The 21,958-nt window shown below is 43.9% G+C and carries 12 protein-coding genes; 7 read left to right on the top strand and 5 right to left on the bottom strand.

Features of this window, described 5'->3' with window-relative positions; genetic code table 11:
• Window positions 1-82 precede the first annotated feature (82 nt).
• A complete protein-coding gene (locus J7529_RS04205; protein ID WP_271939357.1) occupies window positions 83-760 on the bottom strand; it encodes an isochorismatase family protein in 678 nt (225 codons plus the stop codon).
• Between the two features lie 120 nt (window positions 761-880).
• Between J7529_RS04205 and J7529_RS04200 the strand changes: the two genes are divergently transcribed.
• On the top strand, window positions 881-1,774 hold the full coding sequence (locus J7529_RS04200) for an AraC family transcriptional regulator (RefSeq protein ID WP_318727956.1): 894 nt from the start codon (window positions 881-883) through the stop codon (window positions 1,772-1,774).
• Window positions 1,775-1,882: 108 nt separating this feature from the next.
• Here the strand turns inward: J7529_RS04200 and glmM are convergent, their stop codons facing one another.
• Entirely contained in the window at window positions 1,883-3,331 is a 1,449-nt protein-coding gene (glmM, locus tag J7529_RS04195; RefSeq protein ID WP_271939361.1) for a phosphoglucosamine mutase, read from the bottom strand.
• 391 nt (window positions 3,332-3,722) lie between these two features.
• Between glmM and J7529_RS04190 the strand changes: the two genes are divergently transcribed.
• The 4 genes from J7529_RS04190 (at window position 3,723) to J7529_RS04175 (ending at window position 7,583) form a co-directional block, all read left to right on the top strand.
• Window positions 3,723-5,351, top strand: a complete 1,629-nt coding sequence (locus J7529_RS04190; RefSeq protein ID WP_318727955.1) for a S8 family serine peptidase — start codon at window positions 3,723-3,725, stop codon at window positions 5,349-5,351.
• A 117-nt stretch (window positions 5,352-5,468) separates the two neighbouring features.
• Window positions 5,469-6,092 carry a Uma2 family endonuclease gene (locus J7529_RS04185; protein WP_271939364.1) on the top strand — a complete coding sequence of 208 codons (624 nt, stop codon included), beginning with the start codon at window positions 5,469-5,471 and terminating at the stop codon, window positions 6,090-6,092.
• A 144-nt stretch (window positions 6,093-6,236) separates the two neighbouring features.
• Window positions 6,237-6,632, top strand: coding sequence for a VOC family protein (locus J7529_RS04180; RefSeq protein WP_318727954.1), 396 nt, complete (start codon window positions 6,237-6,239; stop codon window positions 6,630-6,632).
• Between the two features lie 165 nt (window positions 6,633-6,797).
• Complete coding sequence (locus J7529_RS04175) at window positions 6,798-7,583, top strand: cobyrinic acid a,c-diamide synthase (RefSeq protein ID WP_271939366.1); 786 nt, start codon at window positions 6,798-6,800, stop codon at window positions 7,581-7,583.
• Here J7529_RS04175 and J7529_RS04170 read toward each other — a convergent pair.
• The 3 genes from J7529_RS04170 to J7529_RS04160 form a co-directional block, all read right to left on the bottom strand.
• Complete coding sequence (locus tag J7529_RS04170; protein ID WP_271939369.1) at window positions 7,560-8,276, bottom strand: HAD-IA family hydrolase; 717 nt, start codon at window positions 8,274-8,276, stop codon at window positions 7,560-7,562. The two genes, J7529_RS04175 and J7529_RS04170, sit on opposite strands and share 24 nt — an antisense overlap.
• Window positions 8,277-8,294: 18 nt before the next feature.
• Complete coding sequence (locus tag J7529_RS04165) at window positions 8,295-9,488, bottom strand: NAD(P)/FAD-dependent oxidoreductase (RefSeq protein WP_318727953.1); 1,194 nt, start codon at window positions 9,486-9,488, stop codon at window positions 8,295-8,297.
• A gap of 216 nt (window positions 9,489-9,704) precedes the next feature.
• Entirely contained in the window at window positions 9,705-10,970 is a 1,266-nt protein-coding gene (locus J7529_RS04160; RefSeq protein ID WP_318727952.1) for an aspartate aminotransferase family protein, read from the bottom strand.
• 329 nt (window positions 10,971-11,299) lie between these two features.
• Between J7529_RS04160 and J7529_RS04155 the strand changes: the two genes are divergently transcribed.
• Window positions 11,300-17,044 (top strand): type I polyketide synthase, encoded by a 5,745-nt coding sequence (locus J7529_RS04155; RefSeq protein ID WP_318727951.1) that lies wholly within the window; start codon window positions 11,300-11,302, stop codon window positions 17,042-17,044.
• Window position 17,045: 1 nt separating this feature from the next.
• A complete protein-coding gene (locus tag J7529_RS04150) occupies window positions 17,046-21,953 on the top strand; it encodes a type I polyketide synthase (RefSeq protein WP_318727950.1) in 4,908 nt (1,635 codons plus the stop codon).
• Window positions 21,954-21,958 lie beyond the last annotated feature (5 nt).

The raw sequence follows: 21,958 nt of genomic DNA, 5'->3' as shown, positions 1-21,958 counted from the left end.
CATTGATTGAGCATTAAAAACAGCCTCTGAATTTATGGGCTGGTGTTTTATCTATTACATTCTCATTCGGTTCGATCGGATCTTATCTGGCCGTATTCCGTGCTTCATCTAACTGCGATTGCACTAGATCGGCTGTTTTAGAAGTTGTAACAAAGTTATTCCAAGCACCCTGGTAGCTGCCAGTATGTTCCGCCAGTAAATCAGCAATATGAAAACCATTCTTAACGGTGTTATTCGCCAGTTCAGCTAACACCGGAACCCAAGTGGTGACGACTACACCGGCAGCAGACATCCGCATCATCGCCGCCTGTTGATTTAACAGATCAAAGGTTGAAGATGCATCCACTACAGCATAGACATCGTAACCTTGTTGCACACCATAAATGGCTGCAAAAGCAAGACAAGTGGTCGTATCTAGGGCTGCAATAATTAACTTCTGACGATTCATCTTTTCAATGGCAGCAACAGAAGGAGCATGATCCCAAAATTTTACCGTATCGCGATCGATAATTTCCTGATCTGGAAATAGGTCAACCAACTCTGGCATAGTTGGACCGTTAGGGCCTTGAGGCCAACTGGTGGTTAACAAGGTGGGTAAGCTAAAACGCTTGGCAACTTTAGCAAGTGCAATAATATTATTTTTTAGCTTAAGTGGCTCCACCGAAGGCAGAAACTGGAAAAGACCGACTTGATGATCAATCAAGATCATTGCCGCATTATCAGGGGTCAACGGTTCGGCAAAAGCGTTATGGATAGTCATACTTAGGGATCTCTCTAAGAAATGAGTGATATCTATGTCAAATACAAACTTACGATTAAGAAAAATCTTTGTCTTTCAAAAAAGCACGACAATCATAGTGAGTTTTTGTAAATGCCTACCATGTCAGCATCCGACTTGATCTCAATTCAGCAATTTATCCACCAAGTTCCTCACACTCCAGCTCAAAATAGTGAATTAGCAGGTTGGCAAGACATTACTTTGCTCAAATTTTCTTTACCACCCGGAGGAGAAGTCGATGTACCTGGATTAGCTGAGAATATTCTCTTTATGAGTTTATGTCCCAAGATTCAGTATGAAAGCCGGCAGGACAACTATCCTAGGCAACGGGTTTTATACCAAGGTGATATTGCAATTACGCCCGCAGGTTATTCACGCCATTGGCGATGGCTGAGTCTTTTTTCCGCAGCCAATCTATTTATTCCTCCTTCATTAATCAAGGAATGCAGCCAAGATCTTGTGAAAGGCGATCCAGATTCTGTCTATTTGATTGAACATAAAGTATTGAGTATACCTTTTCTCTCTTCGGTAGTAACAGAATTGTTGGCAGAGTTAGAATCCGGTTCACCTTATGCCAGAACCTATATTGATACCTTAACTCATAGTTTGGCGATGTATTTAGTGATGCATCACTCAAGTGCAAAGCTTAGAGAAACGACAACACTTCTGAAACCTGACAATGCCTATGTTTCTTGTGCGATTGATTTTATTCAAGATAACTTGGGTGAAGACTTGCGTTTAGCGGCGATTGCTTCTGCTTGTAATGTCAGTATTAATCATTTATGTCTGATGTTCAAGCAGTCTGTTGGTCAATCTGTTCATCAGTTTGTCATTGAGCAAAGACTTGAGAGAGCAAAGAGCTTATTGAAAAATTCTAAGAAACCATTAGTCGATATTGCTCAAGAGACGGGTTTTTCTAATCAAGCTCATTTCACAAATAGTTTTCGGAAAACCCATGGGATTCCCCCCGATCAATATCGTAAAAAAATCAACTAATTTCCATCCTAACGATTTCAGAGTATACAGCAGGAGAAGATTTAGGGAGTCTGGCGATGAAGTGCAGGCTCATAGGGAAATGATATGAGCATCAGACTCCCTTTTTTTCTATACTAAATGGCGCTGTACGGCTTGCACCAAGTTGTCTGTCCAATGGAGGGCTAAATTATCTTGAATCGCTTCCACCATTACCCGAACGACGGGTTCAGTCCCGGAGGCTCGAACCAGGATTCGGCCTTGGTTTCCCAGGGCTTCAGTCGCGTGGGCGATCGCCTCTTGCAGGGGTTGGCACGTATGCCAATTCAAACGAGTATGGCGGTCTTCCACCCGTACATTTTTAAGCAGTTGGGGATAGGGTTGGAAACTTTGGTTGACCAAGTCAGTGAGGCTCGTTCCCGACTGACGGACAATGGCAGATAGGTGCAGGGCGGTTTGTAGACCATCTCCGGTTAAACTGTAATGGTGGCAAAGAATATGACCGGATTGTTCGCCACCGAGCATGGCCCCACTTTTTACCATTTCTGCATGAACATGCTGATCTCCCACCGCAGTCCGTACGAGTTTACCCCCCAGTTTTGCCCAAGCATTTTCAAAGCCTAAATTCGCCATCACAGTGGAGATAATGGTTTGGTTGGGGAGTTGTTGGGCATGATGCAGAGTACATCCCCAGAGATAGAGAATATAATCGCCGTCTACCGGTCTGCCCTCGGAGTCTACGGCAATCACCCGGTCAGCATCCCCATCAAAGGCAAATCCCAGGTCAGCGTTATGTTCTTGAACCGCTGCTTGCAGGGAAGCCAGATGAGTCGAACCACAGTTAACATTAATGCGATCGCCGTCTGCTCGGTTGTGTAAACAGATCACCTCTGCTCCCAAATCTTCAAATACCCCAGGCGCAACGGGAACCGCAGCCCCCCACGCTAAATCTAAAACGACTCGCATTCCCTGTAAATCCAGGGTGTTGACCAACGGTTGATGTAAAGCAGTTGCATACTGTTTGAGCAATTCAGGGCGATGATAATGTTGTCCCCAGTGAGGAGTGCTGGTATGGGGGTGTGATTGTCCTCTGAGCGCCGCCTCAATGTGTCCCTGAACCGTTTGAGATAATTTTGTACCATCTGAGCCAAAAAACTTGATACCGTTGTCTTCGGGGGGATTATGGCTGGCTGAGATCATAATACCGGCGATCGCCTCTGTCTCTGCCGTCAGATAGGCAACACAAGGAGTCGGACACAATCCAACATTCCAGACCTCTAGCCCTGCTGCCGTCAATCCGGCGGACAGGGACATGGCCAACATATCACTAGAATTCCGTGAATCTTGGCCTAAAATCACAATGCCAGAACTGATCCCTTGAGGACGCAAAACGTGTCCCGCCCAAAATCCCAACTGAAGTGCAAAGGGAGCATTGAGCAAGTCCCCAGCTTTTCCCCGAATGCCATCCGTCCCAAATAGGCGAGAAGGAGGTAAATTGAGCGGGTTCCAGAGGGGATTGAGGGGTGAAATTTCTGGACTACTGGCGATCGGCGTTTGAGGTTTGGATAAAGATTGAACCATTTTTAAGAACACTCCACACAACACACTATCATTGGAGAATATCATAGGCGCTTTTGCTCTGCTTATGGGTCATAGATAACCCGTAATCTTAAAAGCGCTTTTTCTGCCCGGTTTAGGTTTGCCCTATTCTCTCACGCTCCCTAACCTAGGCCTAGATACTTAGTTCTTTTCTTCACTGGCAGACGGAAAAATCCGGATCGAGCGAGTCCAGAAGCTGATTTTTGTGACTGATTTGGTTCCTGGCAGAAGTCAGTCCATGGGTATGAGTCACCTGCTAAGGGGGTAAGCGAGTTGTGGAGGGCAGACAAAAGTGCGATCGCCAAAATCAATTGGTAAATTAGGGATTAACCATCAAAAAAGCCACACTACCCATCCATAGGAGTCATAACCGATGATCCACAAGCTAAGATTCGTACTATTTACCCTAGCGATTTCTGGGTTGGGCATTCCGGTCTTTGCTTTTCCCCTGCTGCGCTCCTCAGTGGGAGATGCAGGAATTGAGGCTCAAAACTTGCATGATTTACCGTATAACTTAACGGGGAAAAAGATCGCCATTGGTCAAGTGGAAATCGGTCGTCCTGGGATGTTTGGCATCGATAAGAAAATTGACTCGAATCAGCCCATCAGCCCCATGCGGGTGTTTTTTCGAGATGCCTTTGCCGAACACAATAAGCATGTTGACCCCCATGCCCAAAATGTAGCCAGTGTGATGATTAGCTCGAATAAACAGTATCCTGGAGTAGCTCCGGATGCGCGGCTGTATTCCACGGCTGTCGGTTCTTTACGACGCAGCGGCCAAGCAGAGGAATGCCTCGCTTCTCAACATCTGGCGATGCAAAATAGTGGCGATTTGCGGGCAATTAATTTTAGTTTTGGAGAATCTTTGAATCAAGACCCCCGGCCGAATCCTCTACTGGATGGGAATGCACTGTTAACCCAATGTATTGATTGGTCGGCACGGGTGCATAATGTGTTTTATGTGATTGCCGGGAATCAGGGTCGAGGAGGCATTTCCATTCCTACGGATACCTACAATGGGGTGACGGTGGCATTCTCGAAGCTTTACAACGATCGCTATTCTAAAATTGATTTTGCCAATATTGGCGATCCAAGTTTGGGTAATCCCAGTCGGATTATTGGCTACGAAACCAATACGAATAATCGGCGCTCCATTGGTTTGGTTGCTCCAGGTCATCAGGTTCCTTTAATTAATTTAGATGGTACAGTAGGGTATTCGAGTGGCACGAGTTTTGCCGCTCCCCATGCAACAGCAACGGTAGCATTATTACAAGAATATGGCGATCGCCAATTGGCTCAGGTGAAAGCCGATCCCTTAAAATCCGAGCTTAGTCCCCCATGGACAATCGACGCTCGTCAGCAAGAGGTCATGAAAGCCGTATTACTCAATAGTGCCGATAAGATTCAAGATTTGGGCAATGGCTTCAATCTGGGCATGTCACGCACCTTGTACAATCAACAGCATCAGTCTTGGCTCACTTCAGAAGCCTATCATGATGCCCGCATTCCCCTGGATATTCAAATGGGGGCAGGTCATTTAAATGCCAGTCGTGCTTATGAACAGTTTAGTGCCGGTCAGTGGACTCCAGAGAATCCAGTTCCGGCAATGGGTTGGAATTATGACCAAATTGAGAACGCTGGCAGCTATCAGGATTATATTTTGCAAGAACCCTTACAACAGGGGAGTATGCTCAGTGTTACCCTCGCTTGGAATCGTTTAGTAGAACTTCAAGACCACAATCAAAATGAGGCGTATGATATTGGAGAAACCTTTGAAGACCGGGGACTGAATAATTTAGATGTATTTCTGATGCCCGCTGAGTCTACGGATGTACGCGATAGTATTTGGTCTTCGATCAGTGAGGTTGATAGTGTAGAACATGTATTTTATCGCATTCCCCACGCAGGCAAGTATAAAATTCGCGTCTACTATCGTCAGCAGGTGAATGAGGCAGCGCAACCCTATGCGATCGCCTGGTGGACAACACCGACTAACAACTAAGTCAATCATTGTAGGGTGCGCAGGGTAAGGGTTTTAGACGTTGAATAATATGGCTTCTTCTCCTGCCCACCAACGACCCAGACCCTTTTTTAATTTTTAATTGAATTTTTAATTGATATGACTTCCCTGGCTCCCCCTAGAGAATTAATTCACTTGTCCGGTATTAGTTGGCAGACTTACGATCGCTTACTGCAAGAATTGAGCGATCGCCGTTTACGGCTAACATACTATCACGGCAGATTGCAAATCATGGCTCCTTCCCTCGAACATGAACGGTACAAACGAGTTATCGGCAGGTTTGTAGAAACTCTAGCCGAAGAGTTAACCCTGAACATCGAACCCCTGGGTTCAATCACCTTAAAACACCCAGATGTTAGTGGTGCAGAACCAGATGAGTGCTTTTATATCCAAAACTTAAGCACTATCGAGGGGAAAAATCGGATTGATTTGGCGATCGATCCTCCGCCAGATTTAGTCATTGAAATTGACATCACCAGCAGTTCCATGAACCGTCTACCCATTTATGCTCAATTAGGAGTCTCCGAGATTTGGCGTTATGATGGTGAGTCCTTTGAGATTTATGTATTGAGCGATCGCCAGTATCAGTTAACCCAAGAAAGTTTAGCCTTTCCTGGTATTGATATGACTGAAATCAGCCAATTTTTAGCCCAAGTGGGTAACCAAGCATATTTAGACCTCATCCAAGATTTCCGCCGTTGGATTCAACGCCAACTCGGTTAGAATTACAGCACTTTCTTCTGCTATGATGTACCTTTCGATCCCCCTAAATCTCCCTTTTTCTGGCGATCGCCAACTCAAAAAAGTGAGGTTGGGAGATCTCTTGTCGCCGAAATTGCTGTCTCTATTGTGCAATTGGGGTAATCAATGAAAATTATACAATCTTTGCATACCGCTATTTTAGTATCTGACTTAGACAAAGCCGAACATTTTTATAGTAGCGTTCTCGGTTTAACCAAAATCGATCGGCAACTGAAATTCCCCGGTATTTGGTATCAGATTGGACACTATCAACTGCACTTAATGATGCACCCTGACGTAGAAATTACCCGATGGAATCCGGAAAAATGGGGGCGCAATGCCCATATTGCCTTTGAAATTGATTCCCTAGAGGAAGTGAAGCAACAATTAATCGCCTATGGGTGTAACTTTAAACTGAGTTCATCCGGACGATCCGCCCTATTTACCCAAGATCCGGATGGCAATATTCTAGAGTTACAACAAATTTCGCGATCGTCCTGGGATGGAGAGATAGAGAGATAAGGAAGATGAAGACGAGATGGGGAAGGAAACAATCCTGCTGTAGCTGAGGGGGTATTCCCCTACTCCTTTACGGGATTCTATTAAGTATAACTTACTTACAGCATAAAGCGCTGTATCTTGAATTCTCTCAGATTCTTCCTCAATATGATGATCGCGCCCCTACCCATGATGCAATCAATTCTTTCCCAATTGCCTTCAGAAGCCCGGCAATGGACTGAAGGCTTGTCTTGGCAACAGAGAAGATATGTATTATCTCTGTGTCATCTATTACTATCTGCCCCATCAGAAGTGCAAGCCGAATTTTTAGATGAATATACGGCTGATGGTATTGTCGCTAAATTAGTTCAAGATCAAAAAACCAAAGAAAAAGTTGAACATTATTTACAGATCTTTCAAATTCCTAGAGTCTTGAATGAAAAACAATTAAGGATTTATATCCGGCAATTTTATATTCATTCTGCTCACGATTTGCGGTGTGAACCGCAAATATTTCTCGAATCTGTATTGCAACTGGTTGTCGATCCACAGGAAAAGAAGAATGTATTCACTTACACTCTTGGATTTGAACTTTTGTTGATGATATTTCGCATGAGTTGGCTACAGCATGAACGACTTTATTTGATGCAAATCAATCAAGAGTGGTTCCTTCAGACGTATATTAAACCAATTCAATATACCCATAAAATCAACCATATTATTACGCCCAAAGATGAACGTCTATTTTTTGCCAAGCGGAACTTTTTTGTCCAAAAGCCAGAAGTTTCAGATAAGAAAGCATGGGAGTTAGTTATGGCAACATTTAAGACTGAAACAGTCACGAACTTAGGATTTTCTGTCATTCGTCATCACAATGCTTTTATCTTTGACTCCGATTATATTTTCAGTGAAGAAGAAGAGATAGAAACTCCCTTAATGTCGGATTTATCTCTAAGAGAAAGCCGTAGCTTGTAACCCTGACCAAACCTTGCCTTTCGCCACCTTAAATAATTCTGGATGTTGGGATTGACGTTGCAGCCAAATGGGGGAAAAACCCGCTTCAATTGCACCCAGATAATCATCTTCGTAACTATCGCCAATATGCCAAGCTTGGTGCGGTTTATAACCATGTTTAGCGAGGGCAGTATGGAAAATTTTGGAGTTCGGTTTAGCTACACTAACCTCTGTAGAAATGGTAATCGATTGAAAGAAATGCTGTAGACCTAGAGCATTGAGAACCTTATGTAAACGAGAATCAAAGTTAGAAATCACCCCCAATTCAATATTTTGATTTTTCCAGCTTAAGAGGGCAATTTTCACATCCGGATAAACAAACCAGGGATAGAAGGTAGAGAAATAATGATAGAGTTCATTGAAAAACCGATCAAAATCAGTAAACTGATCTATGACCTCAGATTGTTCAAAGGTGGCAAAGGCGATCGCCTTCCACCAGTCGAACTCATGGGACTGTAGCTCTTGACGATCGATGTCTGGAAAGGCGGCTGGTGGAGCCTTTTTAAAACTCTCGAAAAACGTGTGATCGATCAGATCGGCAGAAACTTGAACTCCAAATCCTTGTGCGAATTGGCTATAAATTTCTCCTACACTGCCGCGTACTCCAAAGAGCGTACCCACAGCATCTAAAAAGATAACCTTTGGTTTTGACATAGTGATGCCTTTGATGATCTAATTTAACATTATCTCTTGTAAGGGTTGGGTAAGCCAGTTAAAGGCGACTTTTAATTGATGGTTTAGGGTGGGCAGACGATAGAGATAAACGAGACGACGGGCAACATGGGCCAGGGGGCCATCGAGCTGAAGTCCTAAACCGGTTAAGGTGGCATTATCGATACCAAGAGCCATCATTTCACCGAGGTGAGAATAGCGGACTGGGAGCAGGGGCCGATCGCATAAAGAGGCCCATATATTCCAGGCACAATAATCTGCCTGTTGAATGGCTGCTTGGGCAGTTTTCGGTAAGACTTGACCCTCAGCATCGCAGCAGTCGGAAAGGTCACCCAGAATAAAATAATGGGGATAGTCGATCGCCTGTAGGGTGGCTGTCGTGGTAATCTGGCCGCGAGGATTCTTTTTCAGCTCTAGACCTTGGATACTCGGCGGAATTTGGGTTCCCACTGTCCATAACACCATATTCACGGGAATCGTATCTTCTTGACCTTTATACAATAGAGAAATGGAATCAGGGGCGATCGCTTCAATGGTGGTTTCTAAATCAATCCACACTCCTTTTTGTTTTAGGGCGGCTTCGGCTGCTTTGCGGTTAAACTCTGGAGAGTTGGCTAAAATGCAATCCCCTTTTTCGATTAAACGAATACGTCCGCGCTCACCCAAGCGATCGGCTAATTTACAAGCTAATTCTACGCCACTGTAGCCCCCGCCCGCGATCGCTACCCGAATGACCTCTTCTTCCGATGCGATCAAAGTACCCAAACAGGCTTCTAGGCGATAGACATCTTCGAGCGTCCGAAAGGGAATGGCATATTCCTGACATCCAGGAACCCAAGTTAGGGGGGTTTCTCCGCCCAACGCTAACACAATGCGATCGCCGTGCAGAAACTGTCCTGAGTCTAGGGTAACGTCTTGAGTCTCCAAATTAATTTGACTGACCTCTGCTTGGATGAACCTGACTCCAGTGTCTGCCAACAGCTCTGCATAAGGGGGAGCAATTTCCCAAGTCTGCATTTCGCCCGTAATCAATTCATACAATAGGGGCATAAACAAAAATCGGTCTTGGCGATCGATCAAAACGATCTCTGGTTTTTCCTGTCCCTCCCAAGACAACTCACTCAAACGTAGGGCAGTATACAACCCGCCAAAACCACCACCGAGGATACAAATGCGTGTAGATTGTTGTGACATAACAGAAGACTCGGACATCTACAAGAGAACTTCTTACAGGATACAGCGCTTCGCGCTAGAGAATAGAGCAGATAGGTTGCAATACATGGGTGCATGAGCATTAGACTGTATTACAACTGATTTTCTGCCCACTTATGCAAAAGATCTAACCCAATTATAGATAATGCGCATGTTGTAGGGGCTTTCCAGCCAGAAAGTCCCTACAGGAAATTCCGCTTATGCAAGGCTGGCGATCGCTTTGTCTACCTCAGCAACTGCCCGATCTACTTCCTCCGCAGACACAATTAACGGAGGCACAAAGCGCACTACTTTCGGCCCTGCGGGAACCAATAAAACGCCTTGTTCCATAGCTGTTTTGACAATTTCAATCGAGGTTAAAGGACTTTCCGCTTGCAGTTCCATGCCGTTAATTAAGCCCCATCCGCGCACCTCTGCAATGAGTTGGGGATATTTAGCAGCGATCGCTCTTAAGCCTTTCCGCAGTTGCTCACCCCGCTCTTGCACATTTTGAATTAACCGATCTTGCTCCAGAGTTTGGCAGACTGTTAGTGCTGCGGCACAAGCAAAGGGGTTACCGCCAAACGTACTGGCATGGTTTCCCGGTTCAAACACATCGCAGAACTGCTTACAGAGCAGAGCACCAATGGGAATACCACCGGCTAACCCCTTGGCTAAGGTAAAGATATCCGGTTCGATACCCAAATTCTCATATCCCCACAGTTTTCCCGTACGTCCCATTCCCACTTGCACCTCATCCAGAATCAGCAAAATTCCGGTCTGATCGCACAACTGGCGCAAGCGCAGGAAATACTCCAATTCTCCAGGACGCACCCCTCCTTCACCTTGCAAAGGTTCCAGTAAAATGGCAGCTACACGCCGTTCTGGGGCATCCAGGGAGGAGATCGCTTCTTTTACGGCTTCAAAATCGTTATAGGGCACATAGGCAAATCCAGGAACCAGGGGACTAAACCCTTTTTGATATTTGGCTTGACCGGTTGCGGTAACAGTAGCTAGGGTACGACCATGAAAACTCGCTTTTGCTGTCAGGATAATCGGATCTTCAATCTGCAATACCGTATGGGCATATTTGCGCGCTAATTTAATCGCACCTTCATTGGCTTCCGCACCAGAATTACAGAAAAAAGCGCGATCGGCACAAGAATGCTCGACTAACCATTGGGCTAATGCCCCTTGTTCAGGAATATAGTACAGATTCGAGACATGGTGCAACTTGCTAATCTGTTGTACTACTGTTTCCACTAAAGCTGGATGAGCATGACCGAGGGTGCAGGTGGCAATTCCCGCCACAAAATCTAAATACTCTCGACCTTGAGTATCCCAAACCAGGCAACCTTTCCCTTGTTTTAGGGCGATCGGAAACCGCCCATAAGTAGACATTACATACTGATTAAACTCTGATGGATCATAAGCTTTTTCTGAAACTGGGGGGGCATCGGTCGGGGTTAAAGTTTCTGGACTCACAGTTAGTTCCTCTAAATCAAAAGGAGACAGCATTATCAAGGGATTTGCAGTAACTTCAGTGCCCTAAAGTTAATCCCAAATATTCCATGTTAGCCTTGAAATTAAGTAATCTCTAGTTTCTGTCAATACTTCTTGACAATCAATTGTTAATTTTTGTTAAGAGGTGAAGAGAAAGGGGTTCTTGTGCTAGAGTGGCTCAAGATCCAGAATACAATTGCAACTCCATAGCGAAGCTATCCTATAGTTATCATTGTATTGTTGGCTCTTCTAATGTGGATCGAAAATTAAATCAAAACGTTTTTCCAGTGCATCAGGAATCAGTTGAGTTTATGAAATATTCCATTGAACAGAAGAATGGTGCTGATATTGCAATTATTGGTATGGCTTGTCGGTTTCCTGGAGCTGATGACTACAACCAATATTGGGAAAATTTGGAAAAAGGAGTCAATAGTATCAGTGAAATTCCGCCCCAAAGGTGGGACGTAAAAAAGCATTATTCTCCTATTCCTAATCAACCGAATAAGACGATCAGTAAGTGGGGCGGATTAGTCGAAGGGATAGATGAGTTTGATGCCGAGTTTTTTAGCATCTCTCCCCGAGAAGCAGGAAAAGTAGACCCACAACATAGAATTATGTTGGAATTGACCTGGTCTTGTATCGAAGATGCAGGTTACTCACTCTCTCAAGTTTCAGGAAAAGATATCGGTGTTTTTATCGGGGCATGTAACTATGACTCTATTTTGTTGATGAACCAAAATCAAGAGAATGTAGAAGGTCATAGTGGAACAGGCACTTGGACTTGTATGATTCCCAACCGTATCTCTTCATTTTTTAACCTACACGGCCCAAGTATTCCGATAGATACAGCCTGTTCAAGCTCACTGGTTGCTCTTCATTACGCCCTCAAATCTCTCAAAGAATCAGAATGTGACATGGCATTGGTCGGTGGACTGAGCGTGTTATTTACTTCAACAACCTACATCCAGATGAGTCAACTGGGCATGTTATCGCCCACAGGACAATGTAGAACATTTAGTAGTGATGCGGATGGTTATGTTAGGGGAGAAGGAGCTGGAGTCGTTTTATTAAAACCTCTCACCAAAGCTATAGAAGATGGCGATCGCATTTATGGTGTCATTCAAGGAAGTGCGATTAATCACGGAGGACAAGCCAGAACGATCACATCCCCCAATGTCTATGCCCAAGCTCAAGTCATTCGTTCAGCCTATAGCAGAGCCAATATTTCTCCTCATACAATATCTTACATAGAATCTCATGGAACAGGAACACCATTGGGAGACCCGATCGAAATTAATGCCCTGAAAAGAGCCTACAGACAACTTTATCAACAGTATGGAGTCGAAAAAACGGAGAAACCCTACTGTGGGATAGGAGCAGTAAAAAGCAATATTGGGCATTTAGAAGGAGCAGCAGGAATTGCGGGATTAATCAAAGTCCTATTAGCAATGAAGCACAAAAAACTGCCCCGCATAGTGAACTTCAAAGCCTTAAATCCACGCATTAACCTTAAAGATACTCCGTTCTATATGCTAGAGGAAAATCAAGCGTGGAAGCGATTAAAAAATGAATCGGGAGAAGAGATCCCGATACGTGCTGGCTTAAGTTCTTTTGGGATCGGTGGCGTTAATGCTCATGTTGTATTGGAAGAATACCGAGAAGCAGTCAAAGTTGATAGCCATCTCGAACGTCCAAAACAGATTTTGTCCTTATCAGCACAGACAGAGCCAGCCCTGAGAGAGCTGGCAACAAAATACCAAACTCATTTAGAATTAAAGCCTGAAGAATTACTACAAAGCATCTGCTTCAGTGCCAATACGGGGCGGACACATTTTGCAGAAAAATTAGCCATAGTAGCAGATTCAAACAGCGATTTACAGGAGAAAATAGCCGATTTCCTTCAGAATCATGAAAGAACTGGTGTGGTAAGAGGAAAGGCAGAAAGCCAGGAGAAAGAGATTGCTTTTCTGTTTACTGGGCAGGGGTCTCAATATGTGGATATGGGACGACAACTCTATGAAACTCAACCCACGTTTCAGAAAATTCTCGACCAATGCAATGAAATTCTAAAAGAATATCTAGAAATCCCTCTATTAGAAGTTATATATTCTCAGTCAAGCGCTTCTTTATTAGATCAAACGGCTTATACGCAACCCGCTTTATTTTCTCTGGAATACGCCCTAGCTAAGTTATGGGAATCTTGGGGGATTAAACCCAATGTAGTCATGGGACATAGTGTGGGAGAATATGTGGCAGCAACAGTGGCAGGCGTTTTTAGTTTAGAAGAGGGTCTAAAATTAATCGCCATGCGGGGAAGGTTGATGCAACAGTTACCCCGTGGTGGAGAGATGGTGGCAGTGATGGCATCAGAATCTCAAGTTAGGGAGGCGATCGCTGAATATAGTTCCCAAGTAACAATAGCAGCCATAAATGGGCCGGAAAGTATCGTGATTTCTGGGGAGAGTGGGGCGATCGCAACCCTCTCTAGTAAATTAGAATCACAAGAAGTTAAAACCAAGCCTTTACAAGTATCCCATGCTTTCCATTCCCCACTAATGGAGCCAATGTTAGCAGAGTTTGAAGCAGTCGCTCAGGAAGTCACCTATAGTCAGCCTCGGATACCCGTCATCTCCAATGTCACCGGTCAAAAAGTTGATGCAGACATGACTACTGCTCAATATTGGGTCAATCATGTCCGACAACCTGTGAAATTTGCCCAGAGTATGAAAACTCTCCATGAAGAAGGGTATAAAGTTTTCTTAGAAATTGGTCCCAAACCCATATTGTTAGGAATGGGAAGACAATGTTTACCAGAAAATGTGGGAGTATGGTTGCCCTCGTTACGTCCTGGAGTAGAAGAATGGCAGCAAATGCTATTAAGCTTAGGACAATTGTATGTCAAAGGTTTCAAGGTGGATTGGTCTGGGTTTAATCAAGATTATACCAGTCAGAAAGTAGCATTACCAACTTATCCATTCCAGCGAGAAAGATATTGGATAGATACTTCTGAAAATCAAGATCGGAATATGACTGATCAAAGTTCAAATCCACTTCTTGAACTCATTAGTCGAGGGGATTCAGAGGAATTAATTCAAGAGCTGAAGTTATCGGAAGAATTAACAGAAGATGAAGAAAAAGTATTACCGAAATTGTTAAGTGTTTTGAAAGCTAAGTATCAAAAGCATCTGCAAGAACAGGGTGATGTAGTGGGTGATTTTTATGATGAGTTAGCTTCGTTGACAGATGAAGAAGCAATTTTGAACTACATTCCTTTGCCAGGGATTATCAAAGGATTTTCATGGGTTCTATTTTTCGCCAAATTAAAAATACAAGAAAAATATCACAAATTAGCATCAACCGCCCAGCAAGAGATTAGAAATATAGCTTGGCAGAAAGTCGATTTTTCTGCTTGTCGTAAAGTTCTAGATATTGGTTGTGGCCATGGAACTGATTTAATGACTTTAGGTCAGAAGTATAATCACTTAGAGCTTTGTGGCTATACCATATCAGAAGGGCAAGTAGAATTAGGAAACAAAAAAATCCGTGAATTAAGCCTAGAAGAACGGGCAAGAATTGTTAAGGGAGATAGTTCTCAGGATGAGTTTCCAGATCGTTACGATTTGATATATGGATTTGAAGTAATTTGTCACATCAAGAAGAAAAAGGAACTCTTTGTCAATATCAAAAATCACTTAAATGACCAGGGACATTTCGTGATATCAGACTTTATCTCTAATGCCTCATTTAACATTGATTATGATGCTCACTCATCTTATCTGATCACTCAACAAGAGTGGCTGTATCTATTATCAGAAAGTCATATCAAAATCGTCCGTTATGTAGATATTAGTCATGAGATGGCTAATGGTTTAGACGATCCTAATTTCCCAGAGAATCTCGACTATGTATGTAGAAAAAGTAATTTAAACGAGAATGCCAGAGTCGGGCTGCAATCTTATGACAACCTCTACAAGATGTTGCGTAAGGGGCTAGTCAGCTATGTAGTCATGACAGCCCAAAAGCAAGACTCATTGTCAGTAGACGAAATTTACCAGTGGAACCAAGAAATTCTCCAAAATCCCCTACGTTACTCTGATGTTTCATTACAACAATTTTTCTATGGCATAGAATGGCAAAAGGTAGGCGCTCGGCAACAGCGGAAAAAAAGACCACAGCCAAGAACTTGGATTATCTTCAGCACTTCGGCTTCGCTCAGTGACCACGATCAAGAGGGTGTAGGGGAAAAACTGAAAAATAGCTTGGAAGAAAGAGGCGATCGCTGTTTGACGGTATTTATGGGGGAAACCTACAAGCCAAAGGAAACCGGAAGTTGGGAGCTAAACCCATCTAATCCAGCCGATTTTGAGCGTTTTTGCCAAGAGGCAAAGGTTGGGGAAAGTCCGAGAATCATTCACTTGTGGAGTCTGGAAACTACACCTTCTCAACAACTCACGCAGTCAGCTTTAGAGTCAAGACAAAAGAATGGTTGTGGTAGCGTCTTGCATCTGGTGCAAGCTATGGAAAAACACTGGAACTCATCCTCACCTCAACTGTGGTTAATGACTAAAGGTTCCCAGTCAATCCTGCCTTCCGAAGAAGTGGCAATAGCCCAAACCCCACTTTGGGGACTCGGAAAAGTCTTATCTTTGGAACATCCTCAATTATGGGGAGGATTAATAGACTTAGATCGCCAATCTTCCACAAGTGAAGCAGAAATCCTACTACAAGTTATAGAAGATGAAGCAGAAGAAGATCAACTGGCGATTCGGAATGGAGAAATCTATGTAGCTCGTTTAGAAAGACAACTTTTAGCAGAGTCTAAACCCGTATCCTTGAGTGAGGAAGGAAGTTATTTAATTACTGGGGGCACAGGCGCATTAGGATTGAGTGTAGGTCAATGGCTGGTAGAGAAGGGATGCCAACATCTAGTGTTAATCAGTCGCTCTCAGCCATCAGAGCAAGCACAATTGAGAATTGAGAGTTTACGCAAGCAAGGAGCAGAGGTAGTTGTAACTCAAGCCGATGTATCTGTGCAAAAAGATATGGAGAAGGTATTCAAGCAAGTGAAAGAAACAATGCCACCTCTCAAAGGAGTAATTCATGCAGCAGGACTTGTAGGATTTAACCTGCTTAAGGAGATGGAAATTTCTCAACTTGAAGCCATATTGCGTCCCAAAGTAGTAGGAGGATGGGTACTACATCAATTAACTCAGAAGCTTGAGCTAGACTTTTTTGTGAATTTCTCCTCCATTGCCTCAGTATGGGGTTCTAAAGGCCAAGCTCATTATGCAGCAGCTAACCATTTTCTGGATGGATTAACGGATTATCGGCAATCTCTGGGATTACCAACCTATAGCATCAATTGGGGGCCTTGGTCAGGAGGCGGAATGGCAGCAGGAGAGTCCATGGATTGGTTAAACCAAATGGGCGTAAAACCTCTAGAGCCAGAAAGAGCGATCGCCGCTTTGGAGAAAGTCTTAGCCAGTAATAGTCCTCAAACCGTAGTCGCAGATATCAATTGGGATTTATTTAAGGATCTCTATGAACTCGGAGGTAAACGGTCATTTCTGTCCGAAATTTCCCTGGACTCAGAAGCAACAGATAGAGAACGCTCTTCGGAACAGAAATCCGAAGTGTTACAACAACTTTATGAAGTTCCAGAAAGCGAACGGCTCGAAATACTGATCGAGCATCTGCAAACTGATGTCGCTAAGATTATAGGGTTATCGAAATTCAAACTTCCCGATCCCGAATTAGGATTTTTCCGAATGGGGATGGATTCCTTGATGGCGGTTGAGTTAAGAAATCGGTTGACGGCTACTTTTAGTTTCTCGATCAGCACAGCCACCTTGTTTGAAAAGTCTAATATTAAAGACTTAGCTGAATACTTGATTGAAGAAATTTTCTCTGAAGAGCCAGAGGAAGAAATTGGGGTTGAAGAGATTGACAATATCGCTCCTCCCCAGAAGATAGAAACGGAGTTGGAAGGAGAAATTGATAGTGAGCTTGCTTCAGAGTTAGAAGAAATTCAAGCTTTACTGAAGGAGGAAAGCTAAAATGAGCATATCCAAAGAAGTGCTTCAAACTTTGAAGGAAATGCGGGGTAAGCTTGAAGCGGTCAATAAAGCCAAAACTGAACCGATCGCCATTGTGGGAATGGCCTGCCGATTTCCTGGAGGAGCGACTGACCCCTCAAAATACTGGAGTTTGTTGCATGATGGCATAGATGCTATCACCCCCGTTCCTGGCGATCGCTGGGATGTCAGTGCTTATTACGATCCCGATCCAGAAGTTTCAGGAAAAGCCTACACAAAACAGGGTGGATTTATTGAGCAAGTTGACCAGTTTGACCCCCTATTTTTTGGCATCTCTCCCAGAGAAGCCGTGAGTTTAGACCCTCAGTACAGATTACTTTTAGAAGTCACTTGGGAAGCACTGGAAAATTCTGGGCAAACCTGGACAAACCTGAAGAATAGTCAGACCAGTGTCTTCATGGGCATCTCCACCGATGACTATTCTTCCGTCATTTTCAACGAAGCCAAAAGTTACCCGACTCTGGGAAGTAATAGAAGTATTGGAGTCGGTCGTATTTCTCATCTCTTGGGTTTGCAAGGGTCTAATATACAGGTCGATACCGCTTGTTCGAGTTCTTTAGTGGCGGCCCATTTAGCTTGTCAGAGTTTGCGATCGGGAGAATCCAACTTAGCCTTAGTCGGTGGAGTGAATTTAATCTTATCGCCCTTCAGCACGATTGGTCGTTGCCAACTGAGGGCACTAGCCCCGGATGGTCGGTGCAAGACATTTGATGCTTCTGCCAATGGTTATGGTCAGGGAGAAGGATGTGGTGTCCTGGTTTTGAAACGCTTGTCTAATGCAGTGAGGGATGGGGATCTAATTTCAGCCGTGATTCGAGGTTCTGCGGTTAATCATGATGGGCCCAGTAGTGGGATGACCGTTCCCAATAGAATGGCTCAGAAAAAGGTGATTCAACAAGCTTTGAGCAATGCCAAGTTAGAACCCGATCAAATTAGCTATTTGGAAGCTCACGGTACAGGAACGTCTTTAGGAGACCCCATTGAGATAGAAGCCCTGGCAGAAGTATATGGCAAAAAACGTCCAGCAGATGACCCTCTAATTGTGGGGTCAGTCAAGACGAATCTTGGGCATTTGGAAGCAGCAGCCGGTGTATCATCTTTGATGAAGGTGATTTTAGCTCTTCAACATCAGGAAATCCCTGCTCATTTGCATTTGAAAGAACCGAATCCCCATGTAGATTGGGATCGATTACCCATCAAAATTCCGACTTCATTAATGCCTTGGTCTGACGAGGGAAAACCCAGAATAGCAGGGGTGAGTTCCTTTGGGATGGGTGGTACTAATGCTCATATCGTTTTGGAAGAAGCACCAAGAGAAGGCAATAGGCACACTTCGACTGCGCTCAGTGACCGAGGCAACAGTGAAGATGACTTAGAACGTTCGCTGCACATCTTGACGCTCTCAGGTAAAACAGAAAAAGCTTTAGAAGATTTAGTTAGTCGTTATCAAAAGCATTTAGAAACCGATCCAGATTTGGCAATAGCAGATGTCTGTTATACGGCCAATACAGGAAGGCAACATTTTCAGCATCGACTAGCCGTGATTGCTTCTGACCCAAAGGAATTAGCAGAAAAGCTACTGGGTTGGAAAAGAGGACAGGAAGTTGTTGGCCTCTCTTGTGGAGAATTCGATCGCGGTAGCGCAAGCTCTAAAATAGCTTTCCTATTTACCGGGCAAGGTTCCCAGTATGTGAATATGGGTAAGCAATTGTATGAAAGTCAGCCAACTTTTCGCCAAGCTTTAGATCGATGCGACCAAAGTTTACAGCCCTATCTAGACTATCCTTTATTAGAAGTTCTTTACCCGAAAGAAGAACAAAAGTCAAGCTCTAGTTTGTTAGACCAAACCGGTTATACGCAACCGGCTTTGTTTTCGGTTGAATACGCTTTGTTCAAGTTATGGGAATCTTGGGGAATTAAACCGACTGTAGTCATGGGTCACAGTGTCGGAGAATATGTGGCAGCAACTGTGGCAGGAGTGTTCAGTTTAGAAGAGGGTCTGAAGTTAATTGCTGCCCGGGGAAGGTTGATGCAACAGTTACCCTCTGGTGGAGGGATGGTGGCAGTGATGGCATCAGAATCTCTAGTGCAAGAGGCGATCGCAGAATATAGCTCCCAAGTAACCCTAGCCGCGATCAATGGGCCGGAAAGTATAGTGATTTCTGGAGAGAGTGCGGCGATCGCCACCATTTGCCGTAAATTAGAAGCAATGGGTATTAAAACCAAACCTCTACAGGTATCCCATGCTTTCCATTCCCCCCTGATGGAGCCAATGCTGGCCGAGTTTGCAGCAGTTGCTCAGGAAGTAACTTATCGTCAACCGAAAATAAAGTTCGTATCCAATGTAACTGGACAAAAAGCGGGAAATGAAGTCACTAAAGCAGAATATTGGGTCAATCATATCCGACAACCCGTACAGTTTTATCAAAGTATAAAAACGTTGCACGATCAGGGAAATGAACTCTTCTTGGAAATAGGGCCGAAACCCATTTTGCTCGGCATGGGGTCTCGATGTTTAGCAGATGTAGGAGTATGGTTGCCATCATTACGTCCTGGTGTAGAAGAATGGCAACCAATGCTATCCAGCTTAGGACAGTTGTATGTCAAAGGCATAACCGTGAATTGGTCAGGGTTTGACCAAGACTATACTCGTCAGAAAGTAGCATTGCCCACCTATCCATTCCAAAGAGAACGCTGCTGGGTAGAAATAAATAAACAGAAGGAACCTCAAACATCCGGGGGAATCACCGAGACTCCAATGGTAAAATTACTCAGTCAAGGAAAAACAGAGGCGATTGCTCAACAACTGGAAAGATCCGTAAACTTTTCACCCGAACAGCTTAAACTTTTACCCGAACTCTTAGAGGCATTAGCTAAACAACATCAGGAACAATTAGCCGCAGCAGCGATCGCAAATTGGTTCTATGAAATTCAATGGAAACCTTTAAATCGATCTGGCTCTCCAAACAATATGCAACCGAGTCATTGGTTGATTTTTGCCGATCGCACAGGCATAGCTGAAAAATTCGCCCAAAAATTACAACAACAGGGCCATCAATACAGCTTAGTTTATCGGGGAAAGAGTTATCAAAAACAAGCCGCCGGAAAATATCAACTCAATCCTTCCATTCCTGAAGAATTTGATCAACTGTATCAAGAAATTCAAGACGGGAATCAACTGCCCTTGTCAAGGTTAATTCATTTGTGGAGTTTAGACGCTCCAGAATCTAAAGACTTAACCCTTGATGCTTTACAAGAAACCCAATTATGGGGATGTGGCAGCGTGATGCACCTGGTACAAACTTTGCTTAAAAACGCCAGCCTCTCCCCACTGTGGTTAGTAACTCGTGGCTCTCAGTGCGTATTATCTCAAGAGAAAAATATACCAGGATTAGCCACCTCGCCTCTGTGGGGATTAGGTAGAGCCATATCCCTAGAACATCCCCAATTATGGGGAGGATTAGTAGATCTAGACCCACAAGCTTCAGCAGAAGACGAAATAGAAATGCTGTGGCAATTATTAGGGAATGAGCAAGAAGAAGATAATTTAGCCTTACGGGGAGAACAGAGCTATGTAGCTCGTCTAGCAAACCAAGAGCCTCCAGAATTTCCTCAATCCCTATCCTTATCATCAAATGGGAGTTACCTAATAACCGGAGGGTTAGGAGCTTTAGGACTACATACCGCAGAATGGTTGGTAGAAAAGGGAGCTAAAAATATTATCTTAACTGGTCGCCGCCCTCCTTCAGAAAAAGTCCAAGAATCCATACAACAGTTAGAACAAGCAGGATGCCAAGTCAAGGTGTTATTAGGAGATGTTTCTATTGAAGAACAGATCGCCCAAATTCTGGAGCAGATTCAGACCTCAATGCCAAGACTTAAAGGAATTATTCATACAGCAGGAGTGCTGGATGATGGAACCCTACAACAGATGAATTGGGAACGTTTTGCCAAAGTCATGTCGCCCAAGGTGACAGGAACTTGGAACTTACATCAATTAACTCAAAATCTGCCCTTAGATTTCTTTGTCTGTTTCTCCTCAATAGCTTCCTTAATCGGTTCCCCCGGTCAAGGAAATTATGCGGCGGCCAATGCATTTATGGATGCTTTCGCGGGTTATCGTCGGAGCATAGGATTATCCGGACTAGCGATTAATTGGGGAGCCTGGGCATCAGAGGGAATGGCGGCTCGTTTAGCAGTGGAATATCAAAACCGAATTCAAAGCAGTGGCATCAGTGAGATTAGCCCAAAAGAAGGAATGTATGCCTTGGAGGTACTGTTAGGCAATCTATCTTCTATCGATCGGGTGGGCGTAATCCCCATACAGTGGTCGATATTAGCAGAGCATTGGAGTGGGATTCAAAACAGTTCGTTACTACGAGAATTATTAGAGAAAGAGGAATGTGCAGAACAGGAGACACTGAAGCAGAACGTCAAAGCCAATATTTTAGTTAAGTTAGAGGCAGCATCACCAGAGGAACGTCAAGAAATTTTAATTGAACACATTCGAGGGCAAGTTGTTCAGGTGCTAGGTTTAAGTTCATCCCACTTACTAGAAATGAATGTAGGGTTTATGGAAATGGGCATGGATTCTTTAATGGCAGTGGAATTAAAAAATCGACTGCAAACTCAACTGGAAACCCATTTACCTGAGACCATAGCAATGGAATATCCAACGATCGCAAAACTGTCCTTATATGTAGAGGAGTTAATGGAATGGCAGGCAAAAGAACAGGAGAAGGTTTCTGGTGGACAGAGTCAAATGGAGGCTTCGGAAGACGATGTATTTCCAGATCTCGAAGAGATTTCAGAAGAGGATTTTGAAGCCCTAGCTGCTCAACAACTCGAAAACCTAAAAAATATGCTCTAAAGTTA

The sequence above is a fragment of the Roseofilum sp. Guam genome (genome assembly GCF_017746735.1).
Lineage (GTDB): Bacteria > Cyanobacteriota > Cyanobacteriia > Cyanobacteriales > Desertifilaceae > Roseofilum > Roseofilum reptotaenium.
Note: the sequence above shows the minus strand (reverse complement) of the source record. Positions and strands in the feature narration are given on the sequence as shown.

Excerpts from the sequence above, each read along its gene's own strand:
- J7529_RS04205 (WP_271939357.1), bottom strand. The coding sequence starts at position 760 with ATGACTATCCATAACGCTTTTGCCGAACCGTTGACCCCTGATAATGCG.
- J7529_RS04200 (WP_318727956.1), top strand. The coding sequence starts at position 881 with ATGTCAGCATCCGACTTGATCTCAATTCAGCAATTTATCCACCAAGTT.
- glmM (WP_271939361.1), bottom strand. The coding sequence starts at position 3,331 with ATGGTTCAATCTTTATCCAAACCTCAAACGCCGATCGCCAGTAGTCCA.
- J7529_RS04190 (WP_318727955.1), top strand. The coding sequence starts at position 3,723 with ATGATCCACAAGCTAAGATTCGTACTATTTACCCTAGCGATTTCTGGG.
- J7529_RS04185 (WP_271939364.1), top strand. The coding sequence starts at position 5,469 with ATGACTTCCCTGGCTCCCCCTAGAGAATTAATTCACTTGTCCGGTATT.
- J7529_RS04180 (WP_318727954.1), top strand. The coding sequence starts at position 6,237 with ATGAAAATTATACAATCTTTGCATACCGCTATTTTAGTATCTGACTTA.
- J7529_RS04175 (WP_271939366.1), top strand. The coding sequence starts at position 6,798 with ATGATGCAATCAATTCTTTCCCAATTGCCTTCAGAAGCCCGGCAATGG.
- J7529_RS04170 (WP_271939369.1), bottom strand. The coding sequence starts at position 8,276 with ATGTCAAAACCAAAGGTTATCTTTTTAGATGCTGTGGGTACGCTCTTT.
- J7529_RS04165 (WP_318727953.1), bottom strand. The coding sequence starts at position 9,488 with ATGTCACAACAATCTACACGCATTTGTATCCTCGGTGGTGGTTTTGGC.
- J7529_RS04155 (WP_318727951.1), top strand. The coding sequence starts at position 11,300 with ATGAAATATTCCATTGAACAGAAGAATGGTGCTGATATTGCAATTATT.
- J7529_RS04150 (WP_318727950.1), top strand. The coding sequence starts at position 17,046 with ATGAGCATATCCAAAGAAGTGCTTCAAACTTTGAAGGAAATGCGGGGT.